The organism is Mycobacterium sp. 852014-52144_SCH5372336 (assembly GCF_001665615.1).
Classification (GTDB): Bacteria; Actinomycetota; Actinomycetes; order Mycobacteriales; family Mycobacteriaceae; genus Mycobacterium; species Mycobacterium neumannii_A.
This window is the reverse complement of record NZ_LZSW01000057.1, coordinates 101,591-119,052: the sequence shown is the minus strand read 5'-3', so window position 1 is coordinate 119,052 and position 17,462 is coordinate 101,591. Positions and strand designations below refer to the sequence as shown.

The 17,462-nt window shown below is 68.6% G+C and carries 16 protein-coding genes; 12 read left to right on the top strand and 4 right to left on the bottom strand.

All coding sequences use genetic code 11. From position 1 onward, the window contains the following. Window positions 1-24: 24 nt before the first annotated feature. Window positions 25-1,452 (top strand): NAD(P)/FAD-dependent oxidoreductase, encoded by a 1,428-nt coding sequence (locus A5759_RS19100; RefSeq protein ID WP_068200402.1) that lies wholly within the window; start codon window positions 25-27, stop codon window positions 1,450-1,452. Here the strand turns inward: A5759_RS19100 and A5759_RS19095 are convergent. Together A5759_RS19095 and A5759_RS19090 are read right to left on the bottom strand one after the other, a co-directional pair. Beyond that, a complete protein-coding gene (locus A5759_RS19095) occupies window positions 1,362-2,765 on the bottom strand; it encodes a PH domain-containing protein (protein WP_156616975.1) in 1,404 nt (467 codons plus the stop codon). The genes A5759_RS19100 and A5759_RS19095 overlap by 91 nt on opposite strands. Before the next feature lie 56 nt (window positions 2,766-2,821). Then, a complete protein-coding gene (locus A5759_RS19090; protein WP_068200396.1) occupies window positions 2,822-3,316 on the bottom strand; it encodes a PH domain-containing protein in 495 nt (164 codons plus the stop codon). Window positions 3,317-3,372: 56 nt separating this feature from the next. On the opposite strand from A5759_RS19090, the gene A5759_RS19085 reads away from it, so the two are divergent. The 6 genes from A5759_RS19085 (at window position 3,373) to A5759_RS19060 (ending at window position 10,145) form a co-directional block, all read left to right on the top strand. Further along, complete coding sequence (locus tag A5759_RS19085; RefSeq protein WP_068200640.1) at window positions 3,373-4,284, top strand: SDR family NAD(P)-dependent oxidoreductase; 912 nt, start codon at window positions 3,373-3,375, stop codon at window positions 4,282-4,284. Then, window positions 4,284-5,537, top strand: coding sequence for a gephyrin-like molybdotransferase Glp (gene glp, locus A5759_RS19080; RefSeq protein WP_068200393.1), 1,254 nt, complete (start codon window positions 4,284-4,286; stop codon window positions 5,535-5,537). Before A5759_RS19085 ends, glp begins: the two co-directional genes overlap by 1 nt. A 58-nt stretch (window positions 5,538-5,595) precedes the next feature. After that, window positions 5,596-6,324: a phosphatidylserine decarboxylase gene (locus tag A5759_RS19075; RefSeq protein WP_068200390.1), complete on the top strand. Its 729-nt coding sequence runs from the start codon at window positions 5,596-5,598 to the stop codon at window positions 6,322-6,324. Next, complete coding sequence (locus A5759_RS19070; RefSeq protein ID WP_068200387.1) at window positions 6,321-7,181, top strand: phosphatidylcholine/phosphatidylserine synthase; 861 nt, start codon at window positions 6,321-6,323, stop codon at window positions 7,179-7,181. Before A5759_RS19075 ends, A5759_RS19070 begins: the two co-directional genes overlap by 4 nt. Beyond that, window positions 7,174-9,390 carry an AAA family ATPase gene (locus A5759_RS19065; RefSeq protein ID WP_068200384.1) on the top strand — a complete coding sequence of 739 codons (2,217 nt, stop codon included), beginning with the start codon at window positions 7,174-7,176 and terminating at the stop codon, window positions 9,388-9,390. The genes A5759_RS19070 and A5759_RS19065 overlap by 8 nt, the downstream gene beginning before the upstream one ends. 287 nt (window positions 9,391-9,677) lie before the next feature. Beyond that, window positions 9,678-10,145 (top strand): DUF1707 domain-containing protein, encoded by a 468-nt coding sequence (locus tag A5759_RS19060; protein ID WP_068200381.1) that lies wholly within the window; start codon window positions 9,678-9,680, stop codon window positions 10,143-10,145. Here A5759_RS19060 and A5759_RS19055 read toward each other — a convergent pair. Then, window positions 10,112-10,768 carry a response regulator transcription factor gene (locus tag A5759_RS19055; RefSeq protein ID WP_068200639.1) on the bottom strand — a complete coding sequence of 219 codons (657 nt, stop codon included), beginning with the start codon at window positions 10,766-10,768 and terminating at the stop codon, window positions 10,112-10,114. The two genes, A5759_RS19060 and A5759_RS19055, sit on opposite strands and share 34 nt — an antisense overlap. Then, window positions 10,768-11,739 carry a histidine kinase gene (locus tag A5759_RS19050; RefSeq protein ID WP_068200378.1) on the bottom strand — a complete coding sequence of 324 codons (972 nt, stop codon included), beginning with the start codon at window positions 11,737-11,739 and terminating at the stop codon, window positions 10,768-10,770. The genes A5759_RS19055 and A5759_RS19050 overlap by 1 nt, the downstream gene beginning before the upstream one ends. A 161-nt stretch (window positions 11,740-11,900) precedes the next feature. Here A5759_RS19050 and A5759_RS19045 point away from each other — a divergent pair, with 161 nt between their 5' ends. The 5 genes from A5759_RS19045 (at window position 11,901) to A5759_RS19025 (ending at window position 17,431) form a co-directional block, all read left to right on the top strand. After that, entirely contained in the window at window positions 11,901-12,098 is a 198-nt protein-coding gene (locus A5759_RS19045; protein ID WP_066845564.1) for a hypothetical protein, read from the top strand. Next, entirely contained in the window at window positions 12,095-12,598 is a 504-nt protein-coding gene (locus tag A5759_RS19040) for a CBS domain-containing protein (RefSeq protein ID WP_231984696.1), read from the top strand. The genes A5759_RS19045 and A5759_RS19040 overlap by 4 nt, the downstream gene beginning before the upstream one ends. A 12-nt stretch (window positions 12,599-12,610) precedes the next feature. After that, a complete protein-coding gene (locus A5759_RS19035) occupies window positions 12,611-13,897 on the top strand; it encodes an SLC13 family permease (RefSeq protein WP_066845562.1) in 1,287 nt (428 codons plus the stop codon). Between the two features lie 178 nt (window positions 13,898-14,075). Beyond that, on the top strand, window positions 14,076-16,964 hold the full coding sequence (locus tag A5759_RS19030; RefSeq protein WP_068200637.1) for a Na+/H+ antiporter subunit A: 2,889 nt from the start codon (window positions 14,076-14,078) through the stop codon (window positions 16,962-16,964). Then, a complete protein-coding gene (locus A5759_RS19025) occupies window positions 16,961-17,431 on the top strand; it encodes a Na(+)/H(+) antiporter subunit C (RefSeq protein ID WP_064425396.1) in 471 nt (156 codons plus the stop codon). The genes A5759_RS19030 and A5759_RS19025 overlap by 4 nt, the downstream gene beginning before the upstream one ends. The last annotated feature ends 31 nt before the right edge of the window (window positions 17,432-17,462 follow it).

The following is a 17,462-nucleotide window of genomic DNA, read 5'->3' as shown; positions in this document are numbered from 1 at the left end:
GGATCTCGAGGTGAGGGGTGAGCGATGCCAGTCGTAGGCGAACGAGCGGTCGTTCTCGGCGCGAGTATGGCGGGATTGCTCACCGCCAGGGTTCTCGCGGACAGCTATCGGACGGTCACCGTGGTGGAGCGCGACGCGCTGCCCACCGGGCCCACGCCCAGGCGCGGAGTCCCGCAGGGCAAGCTGATCCACGCCCTGCTCGCGCGTGGGGCCCAGGTGCTCGAGGAGTTGTTGCCGGGCATCCTCGACGAACTCGTCGCGGACGGCGCCGTCAAATGGGACGGCGACTACTCCAAGCTCTGCTTCTCGCCCGGCGGCCACCGGCTCGTGCAGTCGGGCCGATGCCCCTCCCCCGACTCGATGCCCTTCTACTTCCAGAGCCGACCGTTTCTCGATTGGCATGTGTTGCGGCGCATGCGCGAGGTCCCCAACGTGACGATCCTGGAGCGGCACGACGTGGTCTCTCTGCGGGCGACAACCGACCGCAGCCGGGTGACGGGCGTCGACGTGATCGACCGTGACACCCGCGAGGTGAGAATGCTGGACGGCGACCTCGTCGTCGATGCGACCGGGCGCGGTTCCCGGACACCGCTGTTCCTCGAACAACTGGGCTATGACCGCCCGCCGGTAGACGAGGTGGTCGTGCAGTTGGCGTACGCCTGCCAGCCGGTGCGCATCAGACCCGGCAGGATCGCCGAGCACTTCATCGCGATCATGCCGGAGCACGGCAGGCCCAGAATGTTCGCGACCGCGTGCTACGAGAACGACGCCACGATGTTCGCGATCGGAGCCATGGCCGGCCACCAGGTACCGGATACGGCCGTTGAAATGCTGGATTTCGTCGATGATTTCGTGCCGCCAGATGTGTTGGCCGCCCTCGCGGACGCCGAACCGCTCGGGCCGGTGGTGAATTACCGTGTGCCGTCCAACCGGTGGCGCCGCTACGACAAGATGCGCCGGCTGCCGGACGGGCTGCTGGTGCTCGGGGACGCGGTGTGCAGCTTCAACCCCATCTACGGACAGGGCATGACTGTCGCGGCCGTCGAGGCGACCGTGCTGCGCGACTGCCTGCGGCGCGGCGACAGGAATCTGGCCCGCCGCTTCTTCCGGTCCAGCGCCAAGACGATCCGCATCGCATGGCAGACCGCCGTCGGATCGGATCTGGCGTTGCCCGAAGTCGAAGGAACTGTGCCACTGTCGATCCGGCTGAGCAACGCCTACCTGGAACGCGTGTTGACGGCCTGCGAAACAGATGCGGCGGTCACGCTGCGGTTCCTGCGCGTTCTAGGGATGGTGGATCCGCCGGCGAAACTCTTCGCACCCGCGTTCATGTGGAGGGTGCTGCGAACCCAGGGGTCCGGCTATCGGCGCGCCCATGCTGTGTCGGCCACCCACGGCGACGCCTCCGCCGCAATCGACCACGCCAGCGCCGCGGGTACGTCGATCACCTGATAGTGCTTGACCCCGGCGGCCGTCGCGGCCACCAGTGTCGCCACCCCCGCGCGCCGCTGTATCCACGTCTGGCGCACGGTCCAGCCGATGATGCCCGAAGCGTCGATGCAGTCGCGGCGGCGCTGCAGGCTTCCCGTACGCGCGACCAACCAACCGTCTCCCACGCGATGCCCCAACGACCGTGCGCGGTCGAACGCCAGCAGCGCGCAGCACCCGGAGAACAGAACCCAGAGCACCCACGCCCATATCGGCGTCGGCGCCACCAACAGCGCCACCACCGCCGCGGCGGGCAGCACCATCGCCCGGGTCCAGCGCCTGCGCGTGGCGACGGGGCCGTGTGCACGAAGCGGCCCGGTCACCGCGTCGGGGTATTCGATCAGATTCGTCAACACCTCGTCGGCGGTGCGCTTGGGGCACGGCGGCAACAACAGCGACGACTCACCCCCTCCGCCGACACCGGTCATCACCGCGTCGAGGCGTGCGCCGCCGAACAGCCTCACCAGCAACGGTTCCCGGAGCGTGCCGCCGCGCAGACGGCGCATGTCGAAGGTGTTTTCGCGGACGCGGATCAGCCCGTATTTCAGATGCAGCACCTCGAAGTCCCTTCGCAATTCGAGGTTGCCGTACGTCAACAACGATTGCAGCACCGAGAGGACGACGGAGGCCAGCACAAGCACCGCCACGCCGAGCGCGATGCCGGCCGCCACGCCGAGGCTCCTGGCCGTGTCGAGCCACGATCGGGCCAGGCCCGATTCGTGCACGCCGCTGTCGACGCCCACCTGATACGCCACGCCGACCGCGGCGGCGATCATCGCCAGGCCGGTGAAGCTCAGCGGGCTGTAGCGCAACCACGACGGCGTCCACCGCGCGAGCACGCGACCGGGTTCCGACGGCTTGTCCTCCTCCACCGCAAGGGATTCAGCCAGCAACACCGCGCGCAGCCTGCCGACCTGCTCGGTGGGCACGGCGTCGAGCGCGAACTCTGCGTCACCCCTGGCCTCCTGGCCGGTGCTGACCCGCAGCACCGTCAGCCCCAGTAACCGGTGCAGCAGGCGGGCGTCGGTGGACACCGACCGTATCCTGTTGCGCGGCACCGAGAGTTCCTTGCGCTGCAACACACCGGTGCGCAGCTGCACATCGCTCGGCCCGACGCGGAATGTGGTGGTGAACCAGCGCGCCAAGCCGATCGCGACGGTGATGCCCAGCACCGCGACAGCCAGAAGCGGGTTACCGGTCGCCGAGCCGAGCACCAACGTGCCGACGAGCACCGGGAGCTGACGGATCACCTCGTGCACGGGGTGCACCAACAGCATCCGGGGGCTCAGGCGCTGCCACTCCTCGCCAGCTGGCTGCTGCCACCCGGTCACTGTCACGTCGCGTCCTCGGTTCCCAGCGCGGCGATGTCGGTGAGACGGGCGACGACCGCGTCGGCCACGTCGGTGTCCAGCGCGACGATGCGGACCGCGCCCGCCGACGACGCCGTCGTCACCGTCACGTTCGTGAGCCCGAACAACCGGTCCAGCGGACCGCGTTCGGTGTCGACGGTCTGCACGCGCGAGATCGGCGCGATGCGGCGCTCCTGGGTCCACCAACCGGTGCGGGTGTACACCGCCCGCGGATCGATGTCCCACCGGTGCACCCGGTACCGCCACCACGGAACGACGACGACGAACGTCACGATGCCGAGCAGCGTGCCCAGCGCCGCGAGCGCATGCACCCACCAGGGCCGCGGGTCCACCGCCAACCACACCAGTTGTCCGAGCACCGCGAACGACCACGGGATCGCCGCCCCGATCGCCCACACCAGTGGCGCCTTGCGGCTCGGCTTGTTCGCGGGGTCCAAGAATTCCACGACTTCGGTCATCAGGCGTCCAGCCTAGGTAACCGCGGGTCCATCGGCCGCTGAGTATGTTGATCGTCATGGGCAGCAAATGGACCGTGGCCGACATGCCGGACCAGTCCGGGCGGACCGCGATCGTGACAGGCGCCAACAGCGGGCTCGGTTATGACACCGCGGCTGCCCTGGCAGGCGCGGGCGCTGCGGTGGTGCTGGCGGTGCGCAACCTCGACAAAGGCAAGGAAGCGGTCGACCGCATCAACAAGTCGAGTCCCGACGCCGTGGTCAGCCTGCAGGAACTCGACCTCTCCTCGCTGGACAGCGTCCGCAGGGCCGCCGACGAGCTGCGCGCCGCGCACCCACGCATCGATCTGCTGATCAACAACGCAGGCGTGATGTACGTGCCGAGCCGCGAGACCACCAAAGACGGTTTCGAGATGCAGTTCGGCACCAACCACCTCGGCCACTTCGCGTTGACGGGCCTGCTGCTCGACAACCTGCGCAGCGTCGACGGGTCGCGCATTGTGACGGTCAGCAGCGTCGGCCACCGGATCATGGCTCGAATCCGCTTCGAGGACCCGCACTTCGAGACCGGATACAACCGGGTTCAAGCCTATGGACAGTCCAAGCTGGCCAACCTGCTGTTCACCTACGAACTGCAGCGGCGTCTGGCAGCCGACGGCGCGCCGACCATCGCGGCCGCTGCCCATCCCGGGTTCTCGGACACCGAATTGATGCGCTACATACCGGTTTTCGTTCCGGACATAGTGTGGAAGATCTTCACCCAACCCGCGGACAAGGGTGCGCTGCCCACGCTTCGCGCTGCCACCGACCCGGGCGTGCAGGGCGGGCAGTACTACGGCCCCGACGGTATCGGCGAGGTGAAGGGTCATCCGAAACTCGTTGCCTCGAGCGCACAATCGCACGACGAAGACATACAGCGCCGGTTGTGGACCATGTCCGAGGAACTGACCGGCGTCACGTACCCCGTCTGATGCGGACCGTCGAAGAGCATCAGCGCGTCGTCGCCGCGTTGATCACGGCCCGTCCAGCGGTCAGCGTTCCCATCGCCGACTCGCTGGGCTTGGTGCTGGCCGAGGACGTCGTCGCGCCGATGTCGTTGCCCGGTTTCGACAACTCCGCGATGGACGGCTACGCCGTCGTGGTCGACGACGTCGTTTCGGCCACGCCCGATAACCCGGTCCGGTTGCCCGTCGCCGAGGACATCCCCGCCGGCCGTACTGACCTTTTGACGCTGAACCCCGGTGCGGCGCACCGGATCATGACCGGAGCGATGCTTCCCACCGGCGCGACGGCGGTGGTGCCGGTGGAGGCGACGAACGCGGCGACCGACACCGTGGAGATCCGCGCAGCCGCGAAGGACGGCCAGCACATCCGGCGCGCTGGTGAGGACGTCACGGCCGGTACTGCCGTGCTGCGCGCGGGCCAGCTCGTCACACCGGCCGCGCTCGGGTTGGCCGCCGCACTGGGTCTTGCCGAGTTGACGGTGATACCGCGCCAACGTGTGCTGGTGATGTCGACCGGCACCGAGCTCGTCGCACCCGGCACACCCCTGGCACCCGGTCAGATCTACGAATCGAACGCGGTGATGCTCGCCGCGGCGCTGCGCGACGCCGGCGCCGACGTGGTGGCCTCCCCCATGACCGGCGACGACGTCGAATCGTTCCGCGCCGCCCTTGCGGAGCACACCGGCGACGCCGACCTGATCATCACGACGGGTGGGGTGAGCGCGGGCGCGTACGAGGTCGTCAAGGATGCGCTCGGAGCTCCGACGCCTGCGACATCGGGCCACGGCGGGTCGGTGGACTTCGTCAAGGTCGCGATGCAACCGGGCATGCCGCAGGGCTGCGGCGTCATCACCGCCGCGGGCTCGCCCGCATCACTGCAGCGGGACATCCCGATCGTCACGCTGCCCGGCAACCCGGTCAGCGCGCTGGTCTCTTTCGAGGTGTTCCTGCGCGCGCCGCTGCGCGCCGCGATGGGGCTGCCGAACCCCGCCCGGCCGCGCCGGGACGCAGTGCTGACCGAGAACCTCAGCTCGCCGCGCGGAAAACGCCAGTTCCGTCGCGGCGTGCTCGACGCGGCGGCCGGGACGGTGATCAGCTACGGACCGCCGGCCTCACACCACCTGCGGTGGCTGGCCTCGGCGAACTGTCTGCTCGAGATCGCCGAGGATGTCGACGCTCTTTCGGCCGGGTCGACGGTTCAGGTGTGGGACCTGACCTGATTTCGCGGCGGACCGGCCAATGCCGCGTCGCGCACCCGGCCCGTAGAATCGCGGGACGATGGCCAGACGCCCCGACCTGAAATCCGGCCCCGCGCGGCTCTTGGCGCTGGCCCGTACCACGATCCCCCCGATGCATCCGGCGGGGCTGCCGTTCGTCGGCGCGAGCCTGACGCTGGCCGCGCTCGGGCGCCGGAACCCGTGGCTGCGCGGTGCCGGGCTCGCATCGGCCGCCGCCAACGCCGCGTTCTTCCGCCACCCGCCGCGCGTACCGCCCACCCGGCCAGGTCTGGTCGTCGCCCCCGCCGACGGTTTGATCTGCCTGATCGAGGAGGCTGCGCCACCGGCCGAACTCGGTTTGCCCCCAACACCATTGCCCCGCATCAGCATCTTCCTGTCGGTGTTCGACGCGCATGTGCAGCGCGCCCCGATCAGCGGTGAGGTCGTCGCGGTCGAGCACCGACCGGGCTTGTTCGGCTCGGCCGAACTGGAAGCGGCCAGCGAGGACAACGAGCGCAACAGCGTGCTGATCCGGACCGCCGGCGGCGTCGAGGTGATCGCCGTACAGATCGCCGGCCTGGTGGCACGGCGCATCGTGTGCGAGGCCAAGGTGGGCGACGAACTGTCGATCGGCGAGACCTACGGGCTGATCCGCTACGGCTCGCGGTTGGACACGTACCTGCCCGCCGGATCGCGCATCCTGGTGACGGTGGGACAGCGCGCGCTGGCGGGTGAGACGGTATTGGCGGAAGTGGAGCCCGATGTCGCCGACCGGGTGGCTCCGGCATGATCCGGCCCCGCATCAAGCGCTCCGTCGTCAGCCTGCGCATCCTGCCCAGCGCGATGACGGTTGCCGCGATCTGCCTGGGGCTGAGTGCGGTCAAGATGGCGCTGGACGACCGGCCGACCGAGGCGATGGCGTTTCTGGCGGTCGCCGCGATACTCGACGCGCTCGACGGCCGCATCGCGCGCGCCTTGAAGGCGACGTCGAAGATGGGCGAGGAGATCGATTCACTCGCCGACGCCGTGAACTTCGGCGTCGCACCGGCTTTCATCGTGTACGGCACGCTGCTGTCGAAGTCGGAGGCCGGCTGGATCGTGGTGCTGGTGTACGCGGTGTGCATCGTGCTGCGCCTGGCCAGGTTCAACGCGATGCTCGACGTCGACAAACCGGACTACGAGAAGAAGTACTTCGTGGGTATGCCCGCGCCGGCAGGTGCGATCGGCGCGATCGGTCCGCTGGCCGCCAAGATGCAGTTCGGCGACGGCTGGTGGACCTCGGAACCCGCCGTCGTCATCTGGATGCTCGGCGTCTCGGCGCTGGTGGTCAGCACGATCCCGATGCGCAAGATCCACACGTTCTCGGTGCCGCCCAACATGGTCGCGCCGCTGCTGGCGTTCGTGGCGATCGGCGTGGCCGCCGCGATCCTCTACGGCTACCTGGTGATCCTGATCATCATCGCCGCCTACGTCCTGCACATCCCGTTCGCCATCCGCACCCGCCGGTTCCTGGCAGCGCACCCGGAGGTCTGGGACGACAAACCACGCCAGCAGCGCGCCGCCCGGCGGGCCATCCGCCGGGCCCAGCCGCACCGCCGGTCGGTGATGCGACTGGGACTGCGCAGACCCGGCTCCCGACATGACTGAACTGCAGTCCGACCGCCCGGCTCCCCGGGCGCACCTCACGCTGACCGCGCGGCTGAACACCTCGGCGCTCGACTCGCGCAGGGGTGTGGTGCGCCTGCATCCGGAAGCCATTGCCGCGCTGGGCATTCGCGAATGGGATGCGGTGTCGCTGACCGGTTCGCGCACCACCGCCGCGGTGGCTGCCGAGGCGCCCGCCGGCGTTCCCGCGGGCACCGCGCTGCTCGACGACGTCACGCTGTCCAATGCCGGGCTGCGCGAGGACACCACCGTGCTCGTCGCGCCCGTGACCGTCTACGGCGCACGATCGGTGACGCTGTCGGGCTCGCGGCTGGCCAGCCAGTCGATCTCGCAGGCCACGTTGCGACAAGCGTTGCTGGGCAAGGTGATGACGGTCGGTGACACGGTGTCGCTCCTGCCGCGGGAGCTGGGACCCGACATCCCGTCTTCACGCGCGACCGCGGCACTCGCCTCGTCGGTCGGCATCACCTGGACCTCCGAACTGTTGACGGTGACCGGCACCGATCCCGCGGGCCCCGTGAGCGTGCAACCTAATTCGGCGGTCTGCTGGGCCGACGGCTCTTCGGGCGGATCCGTCGCACCCGCTTCGGACGCTGCGACGGGTCAGGTGGTGGTGACCGCGCCGGAGTCATCGCGACCGGCGCTGAGCGTCGACGACCTCAAAGGATCTCAGGCCGAGGCGCAGCGCCTGACCGAATGGCTCAAGCTCGCACTCGACCGGCCCGAGCTGCTTGAAACCCTTGGTGCCACAGCCAATCTGGGTGTCCTGGTGTCGGGTCCGGCCGGTGTCGGCAAGGCAGCGCTGGTGCGTGCGGTCTGCGCCGACCGGCGACTGGTCGAACTCGACGGACCGGAGGTCGGCTCGCTACGCGCCGAGGACCGGATCGCGAGGGTGGCGTCGGCGGTGGCGACCGTCCGCGACGGCGGCGGCGTGCTGTTGATCACCGACATCGACGCGCTGCTGCCTGCCACCGCCGAACCGGTGGCCACGCTGATCCTCACCGAACTCCGCAACGCGGTCGCCACCCGCGGTGTGGCGTTCGTCGCGACGTCGCAGCAGCCAGACAACGTCGACGCCCGGTTACGCGCGCCCGACCTGTGCGACCGCGAACTCGGGCTGAGCCTGCCCGACGGCGCGATCCGCAAGCAGCTGCTCGAGGTGCTGTTGCGCGAGGTGCCCGCCAAGGGCCTCGACCTCGACGAGATCGCCGAGCGCACACCGGGATTCGTGGTCGCCGATCTGGCCGCGCTGGTCCGCGAGGCGGCGCTGCGTGCCGCGGCGCGCGCCAGCGCCGACGGTGAGCCGCCCGCGCTGGTCCAGGACGATCTGCTGGGCGCGACGACCGTCATCCGCCCGCTGTCACGCTCGGCCACCGAAGAGGTGTCGGTCGGCTCGGTGACGCTCGACGACGTCGGCGACATGGCCGACACCAAACAGGCGCTCACCGAGGCGGTGCTGTGGCCGCTGCAGCACCCCGACACGTTTCAGCGTCTCGGCGTGGCGCCGCCGCGCGGGGTGCTGCTCTACGGCCCACCCGGTTGCGGCAAGACGTTCGTGGTGCGGGCGCTGGCTAGTTCGGGGCGGTTGTCGGTGCACGCCGTCAAGGGCGCCGAGCTGATGGACAAATGGGTCGGCTCTTCGGAAAAGGCCGTGCGCGAATTGTTCCGGCGTGCCCGCGACTCGGCCCCGTCGCTGGTGTTCCTCGACGAGATCGACGCGCTGGCGCCGCGGCGCGGGCAGAGCTTCGACTCTGGTGTGACCGACCGCGTGGTGGCGGCGCTGCTGACCGAACTCGACGGCATCGAACCGCTGCGCGACGTGGTGGTGGTCGGTGCGACGAACCGGCCCGATCTGATCGACCCGGCGCTGCTGCGTCCCGGCCGGATGGAGAAGCTGGTGTTCGTCGAACCGCCCGACGCCGAGGCCCGTCGCGAGATTCTGCGCACGGCCGGCAAGTCCGTTCCGCTCGCCGACGACGTCGATCTCGGCGCCCTGGCCGGGGAACTCGAGGGCTACAGCGCCGCCGACTGCGTCGCGTTGTTGCGCGAGGCGGCGCTGACCGCGATGCGGCGCTCGATCGACGCCGCCGATGTCACCGCCAAGGATGTCGCGGCCGCGCGCGAGGCGGTGCGCCCGTCGTTGGACGCGGCACAGGTCGAATCGCTGCGGGCGTTCTCGGCCGCCGGCTGACTCTTTAGCCCCGCGAGCGGCTCGGTTCCGCCAGCCGCCCTCCCGCGAGCGACTCCTTTCGCCACCGCAGTTCCTTCCGCCGCCGCAGTTCCTTCGGCCGCGTGCTCGACCGGCGCGCACCCGACGCCCGCGCATCCCTCGCCGAGAGTGGGCTTGACGCACGTCAAACGCCCTGGACGCGTGCGGGTAACCCACGTTCGCGGAACAAGGGGAAACATCTTGACAGTGGCAAGTTCATGCGGCATAGTCGAGATAACTTGTCATTGTCAAGATCGAGGGAGGTCGGCATGTCCGCCATCGCACCGGTCGTCCGCGCCGGAGACCCCGACCGGGAGAAGACGGCCGACGTACTCGGCCAGGCCCTCGCGCAGGGTTACCTCGCGATGCCGGAGTACGAGGCGCGGCTGCAGGCCGCCTTTGCCGCCACGACCCGCCCGGAATTGCACGAGCTCATCGCCGATCTGCCCGTCGAGCGCCTCAGGCGCAACGATCCCCGCCGCCGGGAGGCTCGCAGGCAAATGGCCCGTCGCAGCGTTCAGATCCACCTGGCCGGCTACCTGGCCATGGTCGCGATCGTGATGACGGTGTGGTTGGCAGTCGGCCTCACCGCGGGTGCGTGGTACTTCTGGCCGGTCTGGCCGATCCTCGGCGCGGGGATCGGGTTGTTGGGCCACGCGCTTCCGGTGCGGTACGGGTTAGCGCCCGCGCCGTGCCAACGCCGTCACGGCTCGATCAACCCGGCACGAATCGCATAGCGGGTCAACGCAACTCGATCCTGCAGGTCGAGCTTGGCCAGCAGGTTCGTCCGGTGCCGGTCGACGGTCTTGGCGCTGATGCCCAACGTGTTGGCGATGTCGCGCGAGGAGTAGCCCTCGGCGATGAGTTTGAGCACCTCCTCCTCTCGCGGCGTGAGGATGGTGTCGGGCAGCCCGTCGCCCTGCCGTGCGCGGTGTAGATAGTCCCGGATCAGCGCCGTCACCGCTCCCGCGTACAGGAACGGCTCCCCACGCAGGGTGGCCCGGCACGCCTCGAGCAGGTCGCGGTCGGCGACCGATTTCAGCACGTAACCGGATGCACCGGCCTTGAGCGCCTCGAAGAAGTACTGCTCGTTGTCGTACATCGACAGGATCAGGATCCGGACGTGCGGGTGCAGCCGGTTCATCTCCCGCGCCGCCTGCAGGCCCGTCATGCGCGGCATCGCGATGTCGAGAATGGCCAGGTCGGTCGGGGTGTTCTCGAGAATCGCCAGCGCTTCGTGACCGTCGGCCGCCTCGGCCACCACCTGCAGGTCGGACTCGGCGTCGAGGATCATCCGCAACCCGCTGCGCACCAGAGCGTGATCGTCGGCCAGCAGGATGCGGGCCGGTTGCGCGAGCATCACCAGCACCGCCGCGACGGGATCGCCAGCAGCACCTCGGTGCCCTCACCGGCCGGTGAGGTGATCGTCAGGTCGCCGTCGACCAGCAGTGCGCGCTCACGCATGCCGTTGATCCCGGCCCCCTCACTGACCACCCCGCCGACACCGTCATCGGCGATGCGCATCGTCAACCGATCAGCGGTGGTGTGCAGGTCGAGCCACGCCTTGGTGGCTCCTGCGTGCCTTGCGATGTTGGTCAGGCTCTCCTGAGCGACGCGGTAGCACACCAGCTCGACATCGGGCTTCAGCCGATCCGCTTGCAGCACAATGTGTTTGACGACGGGTAGACCGGTCGCGTTCGTGAAGTCGGTGCACAGCGAGTTGAGCGCGCTGTGCAGGCCGAGGTCTTCGAGAGCCTCGGGCCGCAGGCGCCGCGCGATGCTGCGGACCTCGTCGAGGCCTGCGCGCACAGCGTCTTGGGTGTCGGCGAGCTCACCGTGGATCTCGGCGGGTGCGCGGTCCACCGCCCGCTTGAGGAGCAACAGCGCGACCGTCAACGTCTGACCGATCTCGTCGTGCAACTCGCGCGCGATGCGCTGGCGTTCGTTCTCCTGCGCGGCCAACGCCGACGCGCTCGCCGTGGTGCGTTCGGTTTCGAGCCGGTCCAGCATCGTGTTGAACGACGCGATCAGGTGGCGCAGGTCGCCGTTGCCGCTGTGGTCGACGCGGTCGCTTCGGCGCGGTGGGTCGACCCTGCGCATCGAGGTCGCGAGCCGGTCGAGCGGGGCGAGACTCGAGCGCAACAGCAGCGCGTTGGCGGTCAAGATCACCGCCAACCCGATGAGAAGCACTGGAACCTCGGTCGGCTTGATGCGTGATGACACAGTTGCGGGTGAGATCGCCAGGGCCAACGTGCCCAACGCGAAGATCAGCCCGTTGATCAGGAAAACCCGCCGAAACAGCGCGGTCGCCGGCGTGCGCGCCCGTTTCATGCTCCCAGCGTGGACCGTCCGATCGGGATTTGTCCATACACTGCGCCGCCCCCGCCGAATGGGTGTCAGCCCTGATGGTGCGCCCGCCGTCGGGCGCAGAAACTTTCCTCACCATGCATGACTCTCGAACCGCGGAGCCGGCCGACCGAGCAGTACACCAGATGACCACCCGGCACGGCGAGCAGCTGAGCCTGATCATCGACGACCACGGCGTCCGCCACCTGTTCGTCGCCGACAGCTGCGGCTTCGACGCGCCCGGGTGGGAGCTCGTCCTCGACCCGGATGACGCCGAACGGCTGGCCGAGATGCTCACACAACGTCGGAGAGTCCACGAACTGAACGGAGATCGAGGACGATGACACTTACCGCCGACACCCCCGGGACCGGATGGAACGAAGTCATGCAAGCACATGAGATCGCCGTGACCCCTCCCACGGTCCGCATGGATGATCCGGTGTCCAAGGCCGTGCAGCTGATGGTGGTCAACCGACTGCCCGGACTCGTCGTGGTCGACGACGACCGCAACCCCGTCGCGGTGCTGCCGGGCACCCAGGTGCTGCGACTCACCATCCCGGAGTCCTACCGCGACGACCCCGCCCTGGTGCGCACCGTGGACGAGATCCACGCCGACCTGTTCTGGCACGGGCCGGGCAGGCTGACGGTCGGTGACTGCCTGCCGACGCCGGTGGCCAAACCGGTGACCGTCGCACCCGATGCCACCCTGCTCGAGATCGCCACGGTGATGGCGACCAAGCGCAGCCCGCTGATCGCCGTGGTCGACAGCGGCGGCAAGCTCGTCGGCGCGGTGACCCTGGAGCGGTTGCTCACCAGCTTGGCCGTGGCCGGTCCCAGCGACTGATTCGTCGGTTCGGTGCTGGCTCCGCTTCTGGCGCTAGCGATCTTCGTCGTCGCCTTTTGGTTTCTGGCCACAGAACGCGCCAACAAGGTCACGACGGTTCTGGTCGCCGGCGGGCTGATGACCCTTCTGGGTCTCGCGCCCGGCGAGGAGGTCTTCTACTCCGAACACGAAGGCATCGACTGGAACGTCATCTTCCTGCTGCTGGGCATGATGGTCATCGTCGGAGTCGTGAAACAGACCGGCATTTTCGACTTCCTGGCCATCTGGGCCGCAAAACGCGCCAGGGGCAAACCTTTTCGGCTCATGGTGATGCTGATGGTGATCACCGGGGTGGCCTCGCCCGTGCTGGACAACGTGACGATCATCATGCTCGTCGCCCCGGTGACGCTCGTCATCTGCGACCGGTTGGAGATCGCCGCGCAGCCGTTCATCATCGCCGAGGTGCTGGCGTCCAACATCGGCGGTGCGGCGACGCTGATCGGCGATCCGCCCAACATCATCATCGGCAGCCGGGCGGGGTTGACCTTCAACGACTTCCTGATCCACATGGCACCGATCGTGGCGATCATTTTCGTGCTGTTCGTGCTGTTCACCAAGGTGCTGTTCCGGACGGAGTTGCGCGCCAGCGAGATGCGCGTCGACAAGGTGATGGCGCTGCAGGAACGACGGGCCATCAAGGACTTTCGCCTTCTGGTGCGGTCGATGGCGGTGCTCGCGCTGGTCATCGTCGGGTTCAGTTTTCACTCGGTGCTGCACGTGGCACCGTCGATCGTCGCGCTTCTCGGCGCGGGCATCATGCTGCTGGTCACCAAGGTCGACGTCAACGAGGTTCTGCCCGAGGTGGAGTGGCCGACCCTGGTGTTCTTCATGGGGCTCTTCGTCATGGTCGCCGGCCTCGTGCACACCGGGGTGATCGGCTGGATCGGCGATGCGGCGGTCAATCTGTTCGGCGACGATTTCTTCCTTGCCGCCACCGGCCTGCTGTTCGGTTCCGCCGTCCTGGGCGCGTTCGTCGACAACATCCCGTACACGGCCACGATGGCGCCGGTGGTCGAGGACATGGCGGCACAGGCGCCCGATGCCGCGACCGGGCGGGCGCTGTGGTGGGCGTTCGCTCTGGGGGCCTGCTTCTCCGGCAACGGCACCGCGATCGCGGCAAGCGCGAACGTCGTGGCGATCGGCATCGCCCAGCGTGCCGGCCACCGAATCAGCTTCTGGCAGTTTTCCCGCTACGGCATCGTCGTCACGCTGCTCAGCACCCTGCTGGCCTGGGTATATGTGTGGCTGCGGTACTTCTGAGCTTCGGTGCGGTCCGGCAGGCACCGACCACCGCGAGGTCGGTGGTGTCAACGACGGGGCATAGTAGCCCCGATCGGCCCACGTAGAATGCAATCCGAAGCCTTACTCGGCTGACACCCCGACCATAAGTTCTCCGGTTGGCGGCCGCGTGCTGACCAACACAACCGATCGGAGTGCCCTGCTCGCCGTCCTGCTCGCACACGCGGTCGCCGCCGCGCTGGCGCCCCTGCTTGTCCACAAGTGGGGGCGCAAGGCCTTCTATCCGCTGGCGATGGTGCCGCTTCTGTCCCTGGTGTGGGTGGCGCAGAACTGGCCGTCCGCGGGGGGGTCGAGCACCGTCGACGTGCCGTGGGTGCCCGAGCTGTCGATGAACATCACGCTGCGCTTCGACACGCTCGCCGCGATCATGAGCGTGCTGGTTCTCGGCATCGGCGCGCTGGTCCTTTTCTACTGCGCCGACTACTTCCACCACCACGACGGCCGCATCGAGAACCGGTTGCCGAGTTTCGCCGCCGAACTGGTCGCGTTCTCCGGCGCGATGTTCGGCCTGGTCACCAGCGACAACCTGCTGATGCTCTACGTGTTCTGGGAGATCACCTCGGTGCTGTCGTTCCTTCTGGTCGGCCACTACGCCGAACGCCTGACCAGCAGGCGGGCGGCAACCCAGGCGTTGTTGGTCACGACGTTCGGTGGCCTGGCCATGCTGGTCGGCATCATCGTGCTCGGCAACATGGCGGGCACCTACCTGCTCTCCGAACTCCTTGAATCCCCGCCGACGGGGGTGGCGGCGTCGGTCGGGCTGGTGCTCATCCTCGTCGGCGCGCTGTCGAAGTCGGCGATCGTGCCGCTGCACTTCTGGCTGCCGGGCGCGATGGCCGCACCGACCCCGGTAAGCGCGTACCTGCACGCCGCGGCGATGGTCAAGGCCGGCGTCTATCTGATCGCGCGCATGAGCCCCAGTTTCGCCGACTCCCCGGTGTGGCGGCCCATAGTGGTCTCGCTCGGCCTGTTGACCATGCTGCTGGCCGGTTGGCGCGCGGTGCGCGAGTACGACCTGAAGTTGATCCTGGCTTTCGGCACGGTCAGTCAGCTGGGGCTGATCACGGTCATGGTCGGCACCGGCGGCAGCGACATGATGCTCGGCGGACTGGCGATGCTGGTGGCACACGCCATGTTCAAGGCGGCGCTGTTCATGGTCGTCGGCATCATCGACCACGCCACCGGCACCCGCGACATCCGCAGACTGGCCTGGCTCGGCGCCAAGGCGCGGCCGCTGTTCGTCATCGCCGTCGGCGCATCGGCCAGCATGGCGGCGCTGCCCCCGTTCTTCGGTTTCGTCGCCAAGGAAACCGACCTGGCCACCGTGCTGCATACCCCCACCCTCGGGGTCTTCGCCCCGGTGGTGCTGGTCGGCGTCGTGATCGGCTCGGTGTTCACGACCATCTACAGCCTGCGCTTCCTGTTCGGTGCGTTCGGCCGCAAGGGGCGCCCCGAGCCGAGCACCCGCGTCGCCGAGATGCACCGGCCCGAGCGCACGTTCATGATCGCGCCGGGCATCCTCGCGGCCGCGGGCCTGGCCTTCGGGATCTGGCCCGTCGGGGTCGGCGATGTGCTGGAGGATTACGCCGACACGGTGCCCGGCGGCAACAACGAGTACCACCTCGCGCTGTGGCACGGCGTGAACGTGCCGCTGCTGTTGTCGGTGCTGGTGATCGCCACCGGCGTGGCGGCCTTCGTCGGCCGCGAACGGTTGCGCCGGTTCCGCACGATGCGCGAACCACTCGGCAACGCCGACCACGTGTACGACACCGTGATACGCCGGCTCGACCTGTGGGCGGTGGAACTCACCGCTGTCACCCAGCGCGGTTCCATCCCGGCCACCCAGGCCGCGATCCTGTCGACGCTGGTGCTGGTGCCCACCATCGCGCTCGCGGTGGGTGCGCGCGACCACCCGCAGTTCAGGCTGTGGGGTTCACCGCTTCAGGTGGTGATCGGTCTGATCATCCTGGCCGCCGCGCTCGGCGCTCTGGTGATGCGCAACCGCCTGGCGGCGGTGCTGCTCGTCGGTGTGACCGGATACGGGTGCGGGGTGATCTTCGCGCTGCACGGCGCACCGGATCTGGCCCTGACCCAGTTCCTGGTCGAGACGTTGACCCTCGTGGTGTTCGTCCTGGTGCTGCGAACGTTGCCCGCCGAAGCCGACCGGGTCCACATCCGCAGATACCGGTGGCCGCGGGCGGCGCTGGCACTGGCGGTGGGTGCGACCGTGACCACCTTGGCGGTGTACGCGATGGCCGCGCGCACCGGAACTCCGATCGCCTCGTTGATCCCCGAGGCGGCGTACTACCGCGGCCACGGCGCCAACGCCGTCAACGTGCTACTGGTCGACATCCGGGCCTGGGACACCATGGGCGAAGTCATGGTGCTCGTGGTCGCGGCGACCGGCGTCGCCTCAATGGTGTTCCGGCACAGGAGGTTCGGGGCACCGCCGCGGGTCTCGGATGCGGGTCAGCCCGACATCGGCCGGCTACCGGCGATCGTGAACACCAGCCCGGCGGCCGGCGACATCACCTGGCTGCGCGGCAGCGAACTGCGTGACCCGCGGCACCGGTCGTTGATCCTCGAGGTCGCCACCCGCGTCATCTTCCCGCTGATCATGGTGTTGTCGGCGTACTTCTTCTTCGCGGGACACAACACTCCAGGCGGCGGATTCGCCGGTGGATTGACCGCCGGGCTCGCGCTGGTGCTGCGGTATCTGGCCGGCGGTCGCTACGAACTCGGTGAGACGCTGCCGCTGGACGCGGGCAAGATCCTGGGTGCGGGCCTCACTTTGTGTGCCGGTACCGCGTTGGCCTCGCTGCTGGTGGGGGCGCCCGCGCTGTCATCGGCGCTGATCGAGATCGACGTGCCGGTGTTGGGCACTGTCAAGTTCGTCACCGCGTTGTTCTTCGACCTCGGGGTGTACCTCATCGTCGTGGGTCTGGTGCTCGACGTGTTGCGTAGCCTCGGTGCCCGCATCGACGTGGAGTTGGGCCAGGAGCAGAAGACGGTGGTGACTACGCAATGACCACCTCGCTCGTGCCCCTCATCCTGCTCGGCGGGCTCACCAGCGCAGGCGTCTACCTGCTGCTCGAGCGCAACCTGACCCGAATGTTGCTGGGGCTCTTGCTCATCAGCAATGCGATCAACCTGCTGATCCTCATCGCCGGCGGCCCGGCCGGTAAACCCCCAATCTGGGGCCGGGGCAGCGACGAGCACACGACCACCGCGGATCCGTTGGCCCAAGGCATGATCCTGACCGCGATCGTCATCACGATGGGCGTCGCGGCGTTCGTGCTGGCGATGGCCTACCGGACCTATCGGTTGACCACGGCCGAGGAAGTGGGCGACGACCCCGAGGACGCCAAGGTCTCCGAGTTGGCCTCGAAGGACATCGCCGCCGTCGAAGAGGACCGGCCCCAGCCTGAAGCCGCCCGCGACACCGATGCACCCGACGAGCTGGACGCCCTGCCCGGTTACGAGGGGTCGAAGTGATGCGGGGGCGAGTAGTGAAGGCGGACTGCGC

Excerpts from the sequence above, each read along its gene's own strand:
- A5759_RS19045 (WP_066845564.1), top strand. The coding sequence starts at position 11,901 with ATGACCACCCGGCACGGCGAGCAGCTGAGCCTGATCATCGACGACCAC.
- A5759_RS19090 (WP_068200396.1), bottom strand. The coding sequence starts at position 3,316 with ATGACCGAAGTCGTGGAATTCTTGGACCCCGCGAACAAGCCGAGCCGC.
- A5759_RS19100 (WP_068200402.1), top strand. The coding sequence starts at position 25 with ATGCCAGTCGTAGGCGAACGAGCGGTCGTTCTCGGCGCGAGTATGGCG.
- A5759_RS19070 (WP_068200387.1), top strand. The coding sequence starts at position 6,321 with ATGATCCGGCCCCGCATCAAGCGCTCCGTCGTCAGCCTGCGCATCCTG.
- A5759_RS19055 (WP_068200639.1), bottom strand. The coding sequence starts at position 10,768 with ATGCTCGCGCAACCGGCCCGCATCCTGCTGGCCGACGATCACGCTCTG.
- A5759_RS19050 (WP_068200378.1), bottom strand. The coding sequence starts at position 11,739 with ATGAAACGGGCGCGCACGCCGGCGACCGCGCTGTTTCGGCGGGTTTTC.
- A5759_RS19040 (WP_231984696.1), top strand. The coding sequence starts at position 12,095 with ATGACACTTACCGCCGACACCCCCGGGACCGGATGGAACGAAGTCATG.
- A5759_RS19065 (WP_068200384.1), top strand. The coding sequence starts at position 7,174 with ATGACTGAACTGCAGTCCGACCGCCCGGCTCCCCGGGCGCACCTCACG.
- A5759_RS19095 (WP_156616975.1), bottom strand. The coding sequence starts at position 2,765 with ATGCTGTTGGTGCACCCCGTGCACGAGGTGATCCGTCAGCTCCCGGTG.
- A5759_RS19025 (WP_064425396.1), top strand. The coding sequence starts at position 16,961 with ATGACCACCTCGCTCGTGCCCCTCATCCTGCTCGGCGGGCTCACCAGC.
- A5759_RS19060 (WP_068200381.1), top strand. The coding sequence starts at position 9,678 with ATGTCCGCCATCGCACCGGTCGTCCGCGCCGGAGACCCCGACCGGGAG.
- A5759_RS19085 (WP_068200640.1), top strand. The coding sequence starts at position 3,373 with ATGGGCAGCAAATGGACCGTGGCCGACATGCCGGACCAGTCCGGGCGG.
- A5759_RS19075 (WP_068200390.1), top strand. The coding sequence starts at position 5,596 with ATGGCCAGACGCCCCGACCTGAAATCCGGCCCCGCGCGGCTCTTGGCG.
- glp (WP_068200393.1), top strand. The coding sequence starts at position 4,284 with ATGCGGACCGTCGAAGAGCATCAGCGCGTCGTCGCCGCGTTGATCACG.